Below are 15,935 nucleotides of genomic sequence, written 5' to 3'. Positions count from 1 at the left end.
CCGATGCCCGACGACTCTGCTCAATGGGGTTTTTCGAAGGGCTTCTCGAAGGTGATGGCCGGGCTCTGCCAGGGGCCTTTCACGCTGTACTGCACGCTGGCGAAGCGCGCCACCTTGTCGCCCAGCAGCTTGTCCACCACGAACAAGGCGCCACCGATGGCCGGCGCGCCGACGATCAGCGCCGCCAGCGGCAGGTTGTTGGTCACCGGCAGGGTCACCAGCAGCTTCGCATCGATCTGGTCGTGGGCCAGGTCCAGCGTCCCGTTCAACTCCAGGTTGCTCGACGGCCCGCTCAGGTGCAGCGGCTCGCGCGTGAAGTAGACGCCATCGCTGGCCGTGAGCACGCCCTTCACCCGGTCGTAGCTCAGCCCCTTGCCCAGCAGGTCGGAGAAGTCCAGGCGCAGGCGGCGGTTGATGGCGTTGAAGTTGAGCAGACCGAACACGCGCAAGGCATTGGCTCCGCCTTCCACCTCGACGAACTGCCCCTTGCGCATGTTGGCATCCACCGTGCCGCCGAAACGCCGCAGATTCAGCGCAGCCGGCGATCCCGGCCAGTTCCCGTTGATGTCGACACGAAAACGTTCGCTGGTGACACTGGGCGCGAAGTCCCAGGCGGTGAGTACATCGGCGAGGTTCTTGCCGTCCAGTCGCCCCTCGAAGTTGCTGCGCGATGCGCCGGCCGCACCATCCCAGCGCAACGTCCCCTTGACCGCCAATCCACGCAGGTCGAGCGCCACATTGTTGAAGCTCGCGCCGGTCGGCGTCGGCCGCAGATTGAAGCTCCAGGCACCAACCGGTTTGCCGGCCTTGATGACCTGACGAATCGAAACGTCCATCGCCGGCAGCGAACGCGGATCGATGTTGGCCATCGGATCGGGCGCCTCCACGGCGCCGGGTGAATCGATGGCCTCACCCTTCGGCAGGTCGATGCGTTCGAGCTGGACCAGGATCGGCCGGCTGCCGCCGTCGGGCACCGTGATCTTGCCGGATACCAGCGAGCTGACCAGCCCCAGCTGCCAACTGCTGTCGACGCGGGCGAGATCGACGCTGAGATTGTCCAGGGACTGGCCGAAGCCCTTGAAATGATCGATCTGCAGATCGGCGCCGCGCAACAGGCCGGCAGCGCCCTGGACACCGGTACCGGCGTATTTCTTCAGCACGGCCTGCCAGGCATCGCCGTCCACGGTGTCGACGCGACCGCGCACCTGCAGGCCATTCCAGTTCGGCAGTACCGCCGGATCGGCGCCCAGGCGCAATACCCCTCGTCCGGCGAGAGGCTTGTCCGCCGGGGCGGCATAGGCCAGGCTGGCGCGGTCGCCATAGGTTGCCCAGTAACGCCGTTCGGCGCCATCGAGGGTCATGCGCCACTCGCTGTCCCGAGTCTCGGCGGCGGTCTTGCCGAAGGGCGCGGGCAAATCGATGTTGACGCCCTGCAGGTTGGAGGCAACCTGCAACTGGCTGTCCTTGCCGTCCAGCAACAGGTTCATCTGGAACGGAATGCGACCGTCCACCGGCAACTGCTGCTGCACCTTGCCCCAGTCCAGCAGGGTCTTCATCGGCATCTGCCCGCCCACCAGCACCCGCGTGCGCGGCGCGCCACTGCGTCCTTCGGCACGGATGCTGCCGGTGATCCGGGTCCCCAGCGCCTGGGCCGAGACATTCTGCGCGCTCAGGCCACTGTCGGTGTCGTAACGAAACTTGCCCTTGAGCTGTTCGAGACCAAGCTCAGGCTTGGCGATCTTCAACCGCGCGGACTCGGTGGCGAAATCGACGATCACCCGCGCCTGCCGGGCCTGTTCCTTGGCCAGCGGGATGTCCAGCTTGAGATGCCCCGCAAGGCTGCCTTCGCCGGTCCAGCCCTCGAAGGTGTGCTGGGCGCCGATGGGCGAGTCCTGGAGGATCTTCAGGCCATCGTCGAGGCTGCTGTCGATGTCGCCGTCGACGTGCAGGTGGGAAACCTCGCCGCTCGGCACATGGGGGATCTCCACCGATACATTGCGCACCTGGCTCTGCAGGATCTGGCCGGAGCGCGCGGTGACGCTCACGCCGCTGTCCTCCACCCGCACCTCGCCTTCGGCCTTGCTCAACCCCGGCCAGCCCGGCTGGTAGTCGAGCACGCCGTCGTGGACCTTGAAGTACAGACTCATGGCGTGCGCCTCGGGCGCCGAACCCTTCTGCAGCGAGCCCTGCCAGAGGAAGTAACCCTGTTCGATGCGCCCGCCCTTGATCGAGCCCTTGAGCCAGGCGGCAAGGTCCTTGCTCATCTGTGGAATGACGGTGGGCAGGTACTTGCTGGTGAAGCGCGCGTCGCCATTGCTCATGCCGACCCGCAGGTCCATGTAGTCTTCCCGGGCCGGGTCGCGCATCAGGCGGACCAGCATGTCGCCGGCGAGGTTGCCCTCCTCGCCCTCGACCTTCATCAGGCGGCTGCCGAGGGTGAAGGCCTCGTCGTTCAGCTGGAAGAACAGGCGCGCATGGGCGCTGCGGTAATGCCAAGGCTCGGGGAACAGGGTCGCCAGGTGCAGCATGAAGTCCTGCGCCGAGGCATCCAGCTGGCCGCCACCGAGGTTGCCGCTGAAGGTGCCGTCGACGTTGGCCACTGCGGGAACCTCATGGAACGCGCTGACGCCCACCTTCTCCAGGTTGGCGGCATAGGCCACGCGCTCCGCGCCTTCGCGCCCGGGCCAGTAGTCGAAGTTGACGTTATGCAGCACGCCCCTCGGCTTCAGGCCGTCGAGCCACTCGACAACCTTCTCCGGCAGCGGCGCCAGGGCGGTGATCATGGGGCCCAGCGGCGTCAGGTCGAGGCGATCGGCCTGCAGTTGCCAGTGTTCCTCGCCCTTCATCCGCCGCGCCAGGGACAACTCTACCTCGCCCCAGCGGGTATCCCCCAGGTTGGCCGCCAGGTCGGCGACACGCAGGTCGAAGTCCTCGCCGTTGCGCTGGTAATACAGGCTCACGCCGAAGTCGCCCAGGCTGACTGGCTTCTGCTCGCCCAGCCCGACCTTGATCGCGGGCGCATTGAGACGCGCAACACCCGACACCGCTACGCCCTTCTCGATCGTCGCCCAGAACTCGCCGCCCGCCTTGAGTTCGGAGAGTTTCCAGGCACCGGTCAGACGCTCGGGCAGCCACTTCGACCAGTCCGTCTGCGGCAGGCTCAGGTAGGCCTGCGCCGAGCTCTGCCGCCAGTCGTCGCGATTCAGGCGGGTTTCCAGCCGGGCCGCGACGGGCTCGCCGCCCGGCAGCGTCAGGCGCGCATCGAGGTGCTGGCGGCTGCCGCTGTGCAGCGTCATGCCGACGTAGCTCAGCGACAGCGGCTCCGCGCCTTGCGGCAGCACGGTCAGTTGGCTGTCCATCAGGGACAGGCGGCGCGGCGCCAGCAGAAGGTCGATCAGCTTGCGCGGATCGGTGTCGCCGCCACGGCTGGGCAGGCCATCGACCTGCCACTGCCCCTGCCCGTCTTCCCGCAGGGTGAGTTGCAGGCCCTCCAGCGCCAGGCTGTCGATACGTGGCTGGCGGGCCATCAGGCTGCCGAGGATGTCGGGCGTCAGGCGCACGCGCTCCAGGCGCAGCGCGTCGTTGCCATCGCCCAGCTGGATATCGCGCACCACGATGATCGGGCCGAAATCCTGCCAGTGGCCTTCGAGCCCGCCAATGGTCACCGGCAGACCGAGCTGGGCACTGGCCTGCTGCGCCAGATCGTCGCGGTACTCGGCCACCAACGGTACCAGTTGCCGGCCAAGGCTGACGTACAGCGCGAGCAGAACCAGTCCCAGGGCCAGCAGCCCCAGGATCACCCGCAGTGACGTCGCGAACAGGCGCCACATGTCAGGCCGGCGCTCTTGGCAGAAGGTAATCGGTCATGGTGCTGGCTCCCAGCCATGCAGTAGCGAACCCCGTCTGACAGTGTGCGTCATCGAAAGCTCCACAACCGCCCGTTCCAGAGCGGCCTCCTGCGTAAAACCAAGACATTGGGGCCTGCCTCTCAAAGCAGGACAACGTCGTACTGTTCCTGGGAATACATGGCCTCGACCTGGAACTTGATGGTGCGGCCGATGAAGACTTCCAGATCGGCGACGTTGCCCGACTCCTCGTCGAGCAGGCGATCCACCACCTTCTGGTTGGCCAGCACCAGGTAGGAATTGGCCTGGTAGGCGCGCGCCTCGCGAAGGATCTCGCGGAAGATCTCGTAGCAGATGGTTTCGGCGGTCTTCAGCATGCCGCGTCCCTGGCAGCTCGGGCAGGGCTCGCAGAGCACCTGCACCAGGCTTTCGCGGGTACGCTTGCGAGTCATCTGCACCAGACCCAGCTCGGTGATGCCGATGATGTTGGTCTTGGCATGGTCGCGTTCGAGCTGCTTCTCCAGGGTCCGCAGGACCTGGCGGCGGTGCTCCTCGTCTTCCATGTCGATGAAGTCGATGATGATGATCCCGCCCAGGTTGCGCAGGCGCAGCTGGCGGGCGATGGCGGTGGCGGCCTCGAGGTTGGTCTTGAAGATGGTCTCTTCGAGGTTGCGGTGGCCGACGAAGGCGCCGGTGTTCACGTCGATGGTGGTCATCGCCTCGGTCGGGTCGATGATCAGGTAGCCGCCGGACTTGAGCAGCACCTTGCGCTCCAGCGCCTTCTGCACCTCGTCCTCGACGCCGTAGAGATCGAAGATCGGTCGCTCGCCGGGGTAGTGCTCCAGGCGGTCGGCGATTTCCGGCATCAGTTCTTCGACGAACTGCGTGATCTTCTGGAAGTTCTCCCGGGAATCGACGCGGATCTTCTCGATGCGCGGATTGACCAGGTCGCGCAGGGTGCGCAGGGCCAGGGACAGGTCCTCGTAGATCAGGGTCGGCGCGCCAACGGTCTGGATCTGTGCGGCGATCTGGTCCCACAGGCGGCGCAGATAACGGATATCGGCAAGGATTTCGTCCTCCCCGGCACCTTCAGCGGCGGTGCGCAGGATGAACCCACCCTGCTCGACGATGCCTTCGGTCTTCACGCAGTTGGCCACCACCTGCTTGAGGCGCTCGCGCTCGACTTCGTCTTCGATCTTCAGGGAAATGCCAACGTGGCTGGTGCGCGGCATGTAGACCAGGTAGCGCGACGGGATCGACAGATGAGTGGTCAGGCGCGCGCCCTTGGTGCCAATGGGGTCCTTGGTGACTTGCACCACCAGGCTCTGGCCCTCGTGCACCAGCGCGCTGATGCTCTCCACGGCGCTGCCTTCGCGGGTGGAAATCTCCGCCGCGTGAATGAACGCCGCACGTTCCAGGCCGATGTCGACGAAGGCCGCCTGCATGCCCGGCAGCACGCGCACGACCTTGCCCTTGTAAATGTTGCCGACTATCCCGCGGCGCAACGTGCGCTCGACGTGAACCTCCTGCAGGACGCCGTTCTCCACCACCGCCACGCGCGATTCCATCGGCGTGATATTGATCAGGATCTCTTCGCTCATGCGCCCTTCCTTATCGCGCCCGGAGTCGTGCAGCGCTACTTCGTGATCAAGACTGCCAGCAAGGGATGGAGAAGTCAGCCAGCAATGCAGCCGTTTCGCACAGGGGCAGGCCGACCACGGCGCTGTAGCTGCCCTCCACGCGGCTGACGAAGACCGCCGCGAGCCCCTGGATAGCATAGCCACCGGCTTTGTCATGGGGCTCGCCAGTGTCCCAGTAGCGTTCGGCCTCTTCCATCGAAACGCTACGGAAAGTTACCCGACTGCTCACCACCCGCGCTTCACAGCGGTCGCGATTGGCCACTGCCACCGCGGTGAGCACTTCGTGTTCACGGCCGGACAGCGCCTGGAGCATCGCCAGTGCCTCGGCGCGATCGGCCGGTTTGCCGAGGATGCGCCCGTCGAGCACGACAGCGGTATCGGCCCCCAGCACACAGACATCCGCCCGCTGGGCCAGGAAATGCAGTCCCGCCTGGGCCTTTTCACGCGCCAGCCGCTCGACATACGCGACAGCCGACTCGTCGGCGTGGGGCGCTTCGTCGACGGAAGCAGGCACGATATGGAACGGCAGACCGATCTGGGTCAGCAGCTCGCGGCGACGCGGCGAGCTGGAAGCGAGGTACAGCTGGGACATCAGAGACTCCCGAAGCCGGCCCGATGCAGTTGGCACCAGACCCGACGAAACGCCCCGCAGCGGGGCCTCAGTTGATGTTCAGGCGCAGACGCAGGGCCCGGAGCAGCGTATAGACCCACGGCCAGAGCAAGGCACTGACCAGCGCCGGCAGCAGGAACACCAGGGTCGGCGGGCGGTTGCCGGTCAACGCGCTGATCCATAGCTGGACCAGTTGCGCCAGGCCGAACACCACCAGCAACACCAGGCACTGTTGCCAGATGGGGAACATCCGCAAGCGCTGATGCAACGACAGCACCAGGAAAATGATCAGGCTGAGGATCAATGCGTTCTGCCCCAGCAGGGTGCCGTACAGCACATCCTCGGCGAGCCCCAGCACCCAGGCGCTGAGCATGCCGACCTTGTGCGGCAGGTAGAGCACCCAGTAGGTCAGGAACATCGCCAGCCACAGCGGACGGCCGATCTCCATGAAGCCGGGCATCGGCGCCACCGAGAGCAGCAGCCCCAGGACCAGGCTGAGCCAGATCGCCCAGCCGTTTCGCGAGCCTTGGGCAGCCATCAGTGGCGACTCCTTGCTTCAGGATGCGCCGGAGCCGGTACGACAGGCGCGGCGCCAGTGCTGCCCGCCGGATGCTCGGGCTGGGCGGAGGGCGCGGCCGGAGCGGTCGGATGCGTGGCGTCCTGCGCCGGAGCGGCGGGCGCGGCGTCGCCTGGTTGAGCCGGTGCGCCAGACTCGGCGGCCTTGCGATCGGCCTCCGCCTGGGCTTCGGCGGCATCGGTGGCGCGCTGCTCGGGCGTACGGCTGTCGGTGAACACCAGCAGCACGTAGCGGCTGCGGTTCATCTTCGCGGTAGGTACCGCACGAATGGTGGCGAATGGCGCGCCGGTATCGTGCAGCACTTCCTTGACGGTGGCCACCGGATAGCCGGCCGGGAAGCGCTGCCCCAGGCCGGAGCTGACCAGCAGGTCGCCTTCCTTGATGTCGGCGGTATCGGCGACGTAGCGCAGCTCCAGGCGTTCCGGGTTGCCGGTGCCCACGGCGATGGCGCGCAGGCCATTGCGGTTCACCTGTACCGGGATGCTGTGGGTGGTATCGGTCAGCAGCAGCACGCGGGCGGTGTAGGGCATCACCTCGACCACCTGGCCCATCAGGCCGCTGGCATCGAGCACCGGCTGGCCCTGGAACACGCCGTCCTTCTCGCCCTTGTCGATCAGGATGCGCTGAGTGAAGGGGTTCGGGTCGACGCCGATCAGCTCGCCCACCAGCACCTTGTCGTCGACCAGGGCAGAGGAGTTGAGCAACTCGCGCAGGCGCACGTTCTGTTCGGTGAGGGTGGCCAGCTTCTGCAGGCGGCGCTGCATCAGCAGTTGCTCGGCCTTCAGGCGCTCGTTCTCGGCCAGCAGCTCGCTGCGGCTGGTGAACTGGTCACGCACGCCTTCCCAGGCACGAACCGGGAAATCGGCGATGCCATAGAAGGGACTCAGCACGAGGCCCATCTGGCTGCGTACCGGTTTCAGATAATCGAAGCGGGCATCGACCACCATCAAGGCGACCGACAGGACAGCGAGCACCAACAGGCGCGCGCCCAGCGAGGGCCCTTTGGAGAATATCGGTTTGATGACCGGCTCCTAGCTGTTCGGGGTCGGTTGAAGTGTTGCCACGGGCTGGCAAACGTCAACCGACCTCTACAGGGCTCCCCACCTTATTCGGTGGAAAGCAGGTCCATCGAATGACGGTCCATCATCTCCAGCGCCTTGCCGCCGCCACGGGCGACACAGGTCAGCGGGTCTTCGGCGACGATCACCGGCAGGCCGGTTTCCTGGGCCAGCAGCTTGTCCAGGTCGCGCAGCAACGCGCCACCACCGGTCAGCACCAGGCCGCGCTCGGCGATGTCGGAAGCCAGTTCCGGCGGGGACTGCTCCAGGGCACTCTTGACCGCCTGGACGATGGTCGCCAGGGATTCCTGCAGCGCTTCGAGCACTTCGTTGGAGTTCAGGGTGAAGCTGCGCGGTACGCCTTCGGCCAGGTTGCGGCCACGGACGTCGACTTCGCGGACTTCGCCGCCCGGATAGGCGGTACCGATTTCCTGCTTGATGCGCTCGGCGGTGGATTCGCCGATCAGGCTGCCGTAGTTGCGGCGCACGTAGGTGACGATGGCTTCGTCGAAGCGGTCGCCGCCGACGCGGACGGATTCGGCGTAGACCACACCGTTGAGGGAGATCAGGGCGATCTCGGTGGTGCCGCCGCCGATGTCGACGACCATGGAACCACGGGCCTCTTCCACCGGCAGGCCGGCGCCGATGGCTGCGGCCATCGGCTCCTCGATCAGGTACACCTCGCGTGCACCGGCGCCCAGGGCCGATTCACGGATGGCGCGACGTTCCACCTGGGTGGACTTGCACGGTACGCAGATCAGCACACGCGGGCTGGGCTGCAGGAAGCTGTTCTCGTGCACCTTGTTGATGAAGTACTGCAGCATCTTCTCGCAGACGCTGAAGTCGGCGATCACACCGTCCTTCATCGGACGAATGGCGGCAATATTGCCCGGGGTACGGCCGAGCATGCGCTTGGCTTCGGTACCGACTGCTACCACGCTCTTCTGGCTGCCGTGGCTACGGATGGCGACCACGGACGGTTCGTTCAGGACGATGCCGCGCTCGCGCACATAAATAAGGGTATTGGCAGTGCCCAGGTCGATCGACAGATCACTGGAAAACATGCCACGCAGTTTTTTGAACATTGGAAAGAAACCCGTAGGTGGAGCGTGGGTGAAAAATGCGCGGGTAAAAAAGTGCGGCAAACTCTAACAATCACGGGGATTTTGGGCAAGGCGGCAATTTATGCTAGATTCCTCGTTTTTCCGGGCCTGCAGCGCCCGTCCCAGCGGCCTTCGACCGTCTGCCGCGGGTTCTGTTCCCTGCCCCCAAAATTCTGTCCGGCCAGGACCAGTTGGAGCCTGGCTGCTCTAGCTGGAGACCCCGATGGCGCTTGAACGCTCCGACGTGGAAAAGATCGCCCACCTCGCCCGCCTGGGCCTGGAGGAAGCCGACATTTCGCGCACCACCGACACCCTGAACAACATCCTCGGCCTGATCGACGCCATGCAGGCGGTCGACACCGACGGCGTGGAGCCCCTGGCCCACCCGCTGGAGGCCACGCAGCGCCTGCGCGCCGACGCAGTCACCGAGGAGAACCGCCGCGAAGCCTACCAGGCCATCGCGCCGGCCGTGGAAGACGGCCTTTACCTCGTCCCGAAAGTCATCGAGTAAGCGCTAAGGACACGGACATATGTTGCATCAATTGACCCTCGCCGAAGTCGCCCGCGGACTCGCCGACAAGCAATTTTCCGCCCAGGAACTGGCCACTGCCCTGCTCGCGCGCATCCAGCAGCTCGACCCGCAGTTGAACAGTTTCATCACCGTCACCGAAGAACTCGCCCTGGCCCAGGCCAAGGCCGCCGACGAACGGCGCGCAAAAGGCGAGACCGGCGCCCTGCTCGGCGCACCGATCGCCCACAAGGACCTGTTCTGCACCCAGGGCGTGCGCACCAGCTGCGGCTCGAAGATTCTCGACGCCTTCGTCTCGCCCTACGACGCCACCGTCGTCGAACGCCTGGCCGACGCCGGCACCGTGAGCCTGGGCAAGCTGAACATGGACGAGTTCGCCATGGGCTCGGCCAACGAATCCAGCCACTACGGCCCGGTGAAGAACCCCTGGGACACCTCCCGCGTACCGGGAGGCTCCTCCGGCGGCTCCGCCGCCGCCGTGGCCGCGCGCCTGATCCCGGCCGCCACCGGCACCGACACCGGCGGCTCGATCCGCCAGCCGGCGGCGCTGACCAACCTCACCGGCATCAAGCCGACCTACGGCCGCGTATCGCGCTGGGGCATGATCGCCTACGCCTCCAGCCTCGACCAGGGCGGCCCGCTGGCCCGCACCGCCGAGGACTGCGCGCTGATGCTCGGCGCCATGGCCGGCTTCGATCCGAAGGACTCCACCTGCGTCGACCAGCCGGTGGACGACTACCTGGCCGCCCTGGCCAAGCCGCTGAGCGGTTTGCGCATTGGTCTGCCGAAGGAATACTTCGGCGCCGGCCTGGACAGCCGCATCGCCGACGCGGTGATGAAGGTGGTCGAGCAGCTCAAGCAGCTCGGCGCGGTAGTCAAGGAGATCTCCCTGCCGAACATGCAGCACGCGATCCCTGCCTATTATGTGATCGCGCCCGCAGAAGCCAGCTCCAACCTGTCGCGCTTCGACGGTGTACGCTACGGCTACCGCTGCGAAGACCCGAAGGATCTGCAGGACCTGTACAAGCGCTCCCGCGCCGAAGGCTTCGGCGCTGAAGTGAAGAACCGCATCATGGTCGGCACCTACGCGCTTTCCGCGGGCTACTACGACGCGTATTACCTGAAGGCCCAGAAGATTCGCCGCCTGATCAAGAACGACTTCACCAACGCCTTCGCCGAAGTCGACGTGATCCTCGGCCCGACCACGCCGAACCCGGCCTGGAAACTGGGCGAGAAGAACAACGACCCGGTCGCCCAGTACCTGGAAGACATCTACACCATCACCGCCAACCTCGCCGGCATCCCGGGCCTGTCCATGCCCGCCGGCTTCGTCGACGGCCTGCCGGTGGGTGTCCAGTTGCTCGCGCCGTACTTCCAGGAGGGCCGCCTGCTCAACGTCGCGCACCAGTACCAACTGGTCAGCGACTGGCACAAACAAGCACCGGCTGGATTCTGAGGACGACACACATGCAATGGGAAACCGTGATCGGGCTGGAAATCCACGCACAGCTCTCCACCCAATCGAAGATCTTCTCCGGTAGCGCCACCACCTTCGGCGCCGCCCCGAACACCCAGGCCAGCCTGGTCGACCTGGCCATGCCCGGCACGCTGCCGGTGCTGAACCAGGAAGCCGTACGCATGGCCTGCCAGTTCGGCCTGGCGATCAACGCCGAGATCGCCGAGCGCAACGTGTTCGCGCGCAAGAACTACTTCTACCCGGACCTGCCCAAGGGCTACCAGACCAGCCAGATGGACCACCCCATCGTTGGCAAGGGCCATCTGGACATCACCCTGGAAGACGGCACCGTCAAGCGCGTCGGCATCACCCGCGCGCACCTGGAAGAAGACGCCGGCAAGAGCCTGCACGAAGACTTCCACGGCATGAGCGGCATCGACCTGAACCGCGCCGGCACTCCGCTGCTGGAGATCGTCTCCGAGCCGGACATCCGCAGCGCCAAGGAAGCCGTCGCCTACGTCAAGGCGATCCACGCGCTGGTGCGCTACCTGGGCATCTGCGACGGCAACATGGCCGAAGGCTCGCTGCGCTGCGACTGCAACGTCTCGGTGCGCCCCAAGGGTCAGGCCGAGTTCGGCACCCGTGCCGAGATCAAGAACGTGAACTCCTTCCGCTTCATCGAGAAAGCGATCAACCACGAAGTGCAGCGCCAGATCGAGCTGATCGAGGACGGCGGCAAGGTGGTGCAGGAAACCCGCCTGTACGACCCGAACAAGGACGAAACGCGCTCCATGCGCAGCAAGGAAGAAGCCAACGACTACCGTTACTTCCCCTGCCCGGACCTCCTGCCGGTGGTGATCGAGCGCGCCTTCCTCGAAGAACTGCGCGGCCAGTTGCCGGAACTGCCGGACCAGAAGCGCGAGCGCTTCGAAAGCCAGTACGGCCTGTCCGCCTATGACGCCAGCGTGCTGTCCGCCAGCCGCGAAATGGCCGACTACTTCGAACAGGTCCAGGCCATCTGCGCCGATGCCAAGCTCGCCGCCAACTGGGTGATGGGCGAGCTGTCCAGCCTGCTCAACAAGGACGGCCTGGAAATCGAGCAGTCGCCGGTTTCCGCCGAGCACCTGGGCGGCATGATCCTGCGCATCAAGGACAACACCATCTCCGGCAAGATCGCCAAGATGGTCTTCGAGGCGATGGCTGCCGGCGAAGGCTCGGCCGATGCGATCATCGAAGCCAAGGGCCTGAAGCAGGTCACCGACACCGGCGCCATCGACAAGATGCTCGACGAAGTGCTGGCCGCCAACGCCGAGCAGGTCGAACAGTACCGCGCCAGCGATGAAGCCAAGCGCGGCAAGATGTTCGGCTTCTTCGTCGGGCAGGCCATGAAAGCCTCGAAAGGCAAGGCCAACCCTGGCCAAGTGAACGAATTGCTGAAGAAGAAACTCGAAAGCTGAGCCCACTCTTCATTGACGCCGGGCTTGCCCGGCGTTTTTTCGTTCGGAGGTTCGATGCTGCGCCCCTTGGCCCTTGCCGGCTGCCTGGCCCTGCTGGCCGGCTGTAGCACCCCGTCTTACGACCGTGACACGGAGGTCTCCGGCCGCGGCTACCGCGCCGAAGGCACCGCGTCCTATTACGGACGCGCCCACCACGGCAAGAAGACCGCCAGTGGCGAACGCTTCAACCAGCACGCCCTGACTGCCGCGCATCGCACCCTGCCCTTCGGCACCCGGGTGAAGGTCACCAACCTGAACAACGGCCGCAGCGTCGTGGTGCGAATCAACGACCGCGGCCCCTTCCACCGCGGCCGCATCATCGACGTATCGCGCGCCGCCGCCGAACAACTCAACATGTTGCGCTCCGGCACCGCGCCGGTGCGCCTGGAAAGCCTCGACTAGGAGAGGGGATGAGCACCGACAACCGCAAGGCCGGCGAGCAGGTTCGCCGCGAAGTGATGGGCGACGCCTTCGTCGACCGTGCCCTGGGCAACGCCACCGAGTTCACCCAGCCGCTGCAGGACTTCGTCAACGAGCACGCCTGGGGCGGCGTGTGGAACCGCGACGGCCTGCCGCGCAAGACCCGCAGCCTGATCACCCTGGCCGCACTGACCGCGCTGAAGTGCCCGCAGGAGCTGAAAGGCCATGTGCGCGGTGCGCTGAACAACGGCTGCACCGTGGAGGAAATTCGCGAAGCGCTGCTGCACTGCGCGGTCTACGCCGGGGTTCCGGCCGCCATCGACGCCTTCCGCGCGGCGCAGGAAGTGATCGAGGCGTGGCAGGCGGACCAGAAGGCCTGAACCTGCACCCCATAGGCGAGAGTCGTAGTCATTGGTCCGGAGCTCGGAGTAGCTCTCGTAGGAGCGGAGCTTCTCCGCGATGTTTTTCGCTTTTGTTTGGGTGCTTCTGCGCCGCTTCGGCGTGCGCTGGGGCTTCTTGTTTCGCCCCCTCGGGCGACCTCCTTTGGCAAACGCCCCAAAGGAGGCAAAGGTCTTGCCCCTGCATCCGGCCCCGACTCCGTCGGGGTTCCCTCGTTCCATCGGAGTTTCAGGGGCACGCCGCGAAGGGGCGCTCCGGAGTGCGCGGAGATTTCTCTGGAAGTCATCAAGATCAAGAGCAAGTAGGCAATACGCCTCCAAAAGCGGTGTTGCGCCCTTACGGATAACTGAACCGCTTCACCAGCGTCAGCTCACCCGGCTGGCGCATCGGGATCAGGAAGGACTCCTGCTTCTCGTTCACCGTTCCCTCCTCCGTGACGATAGTCACCTGCGCCGTGGTCAGCGGCTTGGCCGCGTTGACGTCGCCGGAGCTTTCATCCGAACTCCAGCCACCGCCGTAGTAGTTCACGTAGACCAGGTACTGGCCCTTGAGCGGGGTCGGGCTGGCGATGATTTCCGGGCCGTAGCCGGTGGTCACATCGACATCCTGGGCGGCGCCATTGGGCAGCGAGCGGTTGCCATACCAGACATGCCCGCCGTCGGGCGTCACCAGGTGCAGGTCCAGGTCGGTGTTGTCGGAGTCCCAGGACAGCAATACTCGCAGCTTGGCCGGCACCTCCCCGCCGCCACCACCGTGGTAGAACTGCACGCGCTTGCGCTGCTGTCCCTCCGGCGAGATCACCTCGACACTGTTGGTGCCCGCCGGGAACGCGAAGGGCCGGTCGAAACCACCCTCCGCATCGATCTTCAGCGGCATGGCCACGCCATTCACCACCAGCCGCGCGGGGTCCTTGTTGTCCTTGGGCAGCGAGCGAATCTCTCCACGGATGCGTGCGGTTCCGGCCTGGTCCGCGCGGCTATTCACCGACGAAGCCGGGTAGTTCACCGTCTGCCGGAAGTCGGCCTTGTCGCCATCGCCCGCGCGCCAGCCCGCCACCGGCGTGTCGAAATGGATCGCGGATTCGGCGGCCTGCACGCCCCACGGCAACAGGCTGGCGAGCAGGGAAAGGCGAAAGGCGTGGGCGAGTTTCATGACGATCATTCCAGTATCAGACGGCGGGCCAGGCTTTCCACGTAGCCCTCGTCGTGTCCATTGGGGTGGGCTTGCAGCGCCAGGTGCAGGTATTCGTGGGTCAGGTCGAGGCGGTCCTGGAGCGAGTACAGGCCGCGAACGAAGATACGCTGGCGTTCACGGTCCACGTAAGGCCGGCCGGAGCCCAGACGGCACACGGCGAAGGACTGCACTTCCTCGTAGCCCGGCTCACCGTCCAGGCGCGGCCGCCAACTGCGGCGCTGCGCTTGCAGCCAGCGCTCGGCCTCGGGCAAGGGCTGACAGGCAGCGCTCGGGTTGCCCCAGCGGCTGAGGCTGGTGCGCGGGAAGGCACGGGCGAGGATGGCGTCGTAGCGCAGGCCCCTGGCGGCCTGTTCCTGGGCGTCGCGCCAGGACAACTTCGACGGCCCCGCCTCGTCGGAGTGGTAGGTGACGCTGCCGCCAGCCAGGACCAGATCGGCGGTCCAGGCCGCGATACCCCGCGCTACCTCGCTGGCCGGACGCGGTGCCACGCGCTGGCGCTGACTGCTGTCATCGATGCTCAGGCAGTCGCCATGCGGCGCGCCGTTCTGCAACAGATAAGTGCGGATGGTCACCGCCAGCGCCTTGGCCGCTTCCGGCGGCGTGGCGGAAGCCTCGCGGTCGAGCACGCGGGCGACGTATTCCTCGCGGGACAGGCGAGCGGTCAAGTACGGCCCCTGCGTGCCGCGCTCAAGGAACAGATCACCGTTGCTGTTCACGTCAAGCCGAACGCCATTGGCGAACAACAGGTTCTGCCGGCCTTCCAGCACGCCTTCGGCGGCAGGCTGGTTGCGCGCGTCGTAGACCTCCTTCAGCGGATAGCGGCGGAACAGGCTGACCTCCACGCAACGGCCCGGATCGCTGGGCCACGGAGCCGGCAGCGCGGTACCGATGACGTTGCCGTACCTGGCCAGCACCGTCTTGCTGGTACCCGGCCCACGCGCCCAGAGCGGCGCGCCGTCGACCAGCCAGCCGGCAAAACCTCCTTCACGCTGACCACCCTCCTCCCAACTCCAGGTCTTCACCCGCAGGCGTCCACCCAGCGCGGCCGGCGCGCGCCCCTCGTCAGCGGCGAGGCTGACGTCGAGCAGCACCTTGCGCGCCTGATCCTGTGCCGGCAGGTGCTGCAGTTGGTCGAGCAGTGCGGCGACCGGGACTTCGGTCTGCGGCGCCAGCTTGTCCAGTTCTGCGATCCAGGCCGGGGCGTGCCGCGCCTGCCAGTACTGCTGCCAGATCGCACCATCGATACCCAGGCGCTGCGGCTGGAAGTACAGGCCGCAGGACTTCACCAACGCGGCGTCGCGCTCGATGCTCTGTCCCGCCGTGCAGCAATAGACTTCTTCCTTGTCCTCGCCCCGGCAGCGATAGGCCGGTTCCTGCTGGCCGGTATCGTTCAACCAGGCATAGACGAACAGCTTCCACAGACTGCCCAGCGGCGCGCGCAGGTCAGCCGGCAATGGCTCACGCCCCTGTACCCGTTGCGGCCCGAGCCGCAGCAATTGGTCACCCTGCGCCGTGCGCCAGGCCAGTTGCGCCTGCTCTTGCGAACCGGACACCGCGAGGGCACTCAGCGGCAACAGCAGGATCAGCCCGGCCAGACGCGCGCGCATC

Annotated in this window: 13 protein-coding genes; 5 read left to right on the top strand and 8 right to left on the bottom strand. The window is 66.1% G+C overall.

The genetic code is table 11. The annotated features are described in order from the left end of the window. Positions 1–20 precede the first annotated feature (20 nt). From ACYCAX_RS09195 to mreB, 6 genes are all read right to left on the bottom strand, one after another. Complete coding sequence (locus ACYCAX_RS09195) at positions 21–3,830, bottom strand: YhdP family protein (protein ID WP_460247847.1); 3,810 nt, start codon at positions 3,828–3,830, stop codon at positions 21–23. Between the two features lie 158 nt (positions 3,831–3,988). Continuing rightward, complete coding sequence (gene rng, locus ACYCAX_RS09190; RefSeq protein WP_015475818.1) at positions 3,989–5,446, bottom strand: ribonuclease G; 1,458 nt, start codon at positions 5,444–5,446, stop codon at positions 3,989–3,991. 46 nt (positions 5,447–5,492) lie between these two features. Further along, positions 5,493–6,077 (bottom strand): Maf family protein, encoded by a 585-nt coding sequence (locus ACYCAX_RS09185; RefSeq protein ID WP_460247846.1) that lies wholly within the window; start codon positions 6,075–6,077, stop codon positions 5,493–5,495. A 67-nt stretch (positions 6,078–6,144) separates the two neighbouring features. Next, positions 6,145–6,633 carry a rod shape-determining protein MreD gene (gene mreD / locus ACYCAX_RS09180; RefSeq protein ID WP_015475816.1) on the bottom strand — a complete coding sequence of 163 codons (489 nt, stop codon included), beginning with the start codon at positions 6,631–6,633 and terminating at the stop codon, positions 6,145–6,147. Continuing rightward, positions 6,633–7,685 carry a rod shape-determining protein MreC gene (mreC, locus tag ACYCAX_RS09175; RefSeq protein WP_294974819.1) on the bottom strand — a complete coding sequence of 351 codons (1,053 nt, stop codon included), beginning with the start codon at positions 7,683–7,685 and terminating at the stop codon, positions 6,633–6,635. Before mreC ends, mreD begins: the two co-directional genes overlap by 1 nt. Before the next feature lie 92 nt (positions 7,686–7,777). After that, entirely contained in the window at positions 7,778–8,815 is a 1,038-nt protein-coding gene (mreB, locus tag ACYCAX_RS09170) for a rod shape-determining protein MreB (protein WP_015475814.1), read from the bottom strand. A 241-nt stretch (positions 8,816–9,056) separates the two neighbouring features. On the opposite strand from mreB, the gene gatC reads away from it, so the two are divergent. From gatC to ACYCAX_RS09145, 5 genes are read left to right on the top strand one after another with little or no spacing between them, the layout of a single operon-like run. After that, positions 9,057–9,344, top strand: a complete 288-nt coding sequence (gene gatC, locus ACYCAX_RS09165; protein WP_015475813.1) for an Asp-tRNA(Asn)/Glu-tRNA(Gln) amidotransferase subunit GatC — start codon at positions 9,057–9,059, stop codon at positions 9,342–9,344. 19 nt (positions 9,345–9,363) lie between these two features. After that, positions 9,364–10,818 (top strand): Asp-tRNA(Asn)/Glu-tRNA(Gln) amidotransferase subunit GatA, encoded by a 1,455-nt coding sequence (gene gatA, locus ACYCAX_RS09160; protein WP_086009547.1) that lies wholly within the window; start codon positions 9,364–9,366, stop codon positions 10,816–10,818. An 11-nt stretch (positions 10,819–10,829) separates the two neighbouring features. After that, positions 10,830–12,275 carry an Asp-tRNA(Asn)/Glu-tRNA(Gln) amidotransferase subunit GatB gene (gene gatB / locus ACYCAX_RS09155; protein WP_460247844.1) on the top strand — a complete coding sequence of 482 codons (1,446 nt, stop codon included), beginning with the start codon at positions 10,830–10,832 and terminating at the stop codon, positions 12,273–12,275. A gap of 54 nt (positions 12,276–12,329) precedes the next feature. Next, positions 12,330–12,716: a septal ring lytic transglycosylase RlpA family protein gene (locus ACYCAX_RS09150; RefSeq protein WP_015475810.1), complete on the top strand. Its 387-nt coding sequence runs from the start codon at positions 12,330–12,332 to the stop codon at positions 12,714–12,716. An 8-nt stretch (positions 12,717–12,724) separates the two neighbouring features. Continuing rightward, positions 12,725–13,114 (top strand): carboxymuconolactone decarboxylase family protein, encoded by a 390-nt coding sequence (locus tag ACYCAX_RS09145; protein ID WP_015475809.1) that lies wholly within the window; start codon positions 12,725–12,727, stop codon positions 13,112–13,114. Positions 13,115–13,469: 355 nt separating this feature from the next. On the opposite strand, the gene ACYCAX_RS09140 is transcribed toward ACYCAX_RS09145, so the two are convergent. Both ACYCAX_RS09140 and ACYCAX_RS09135 read right to left on the bottom strand, forming a co-directional pair. Next, a complete protein-coding gene (locus ACYCAX_RS09140) occupies positions 13,470–14,285 on the bottom strand; it encodes a YfaP family protein (RefSeq protein WP_015475808.1) in 816 nt (271 codons plus the stop codon). A 5-nt stretch (positions 14,286–14,290) separates the two neighbouring features. Continuing rightward, on the bottom strand, positions 14,291–15,934 hold the full coding sequence (locus ACYCAX_RS09135; RefSeq protein WP_294976127.1) for a DUF2300 domain-containing protein: 1,644 nt from the start codon (positions 15,932–15,934) through the stop codon (positions 14,291–14,293). Position 15,935 lies beyond the last annotated feature (1 nt).

This window comes from Pseudomonas sp. MT3 (assembly GCF_054720805.1).
The sequence above is the reverse complement of the archived record's forward strand: the minus strand, read 5'-3'. Positions and strand labels throughout refer to the sequence as shown.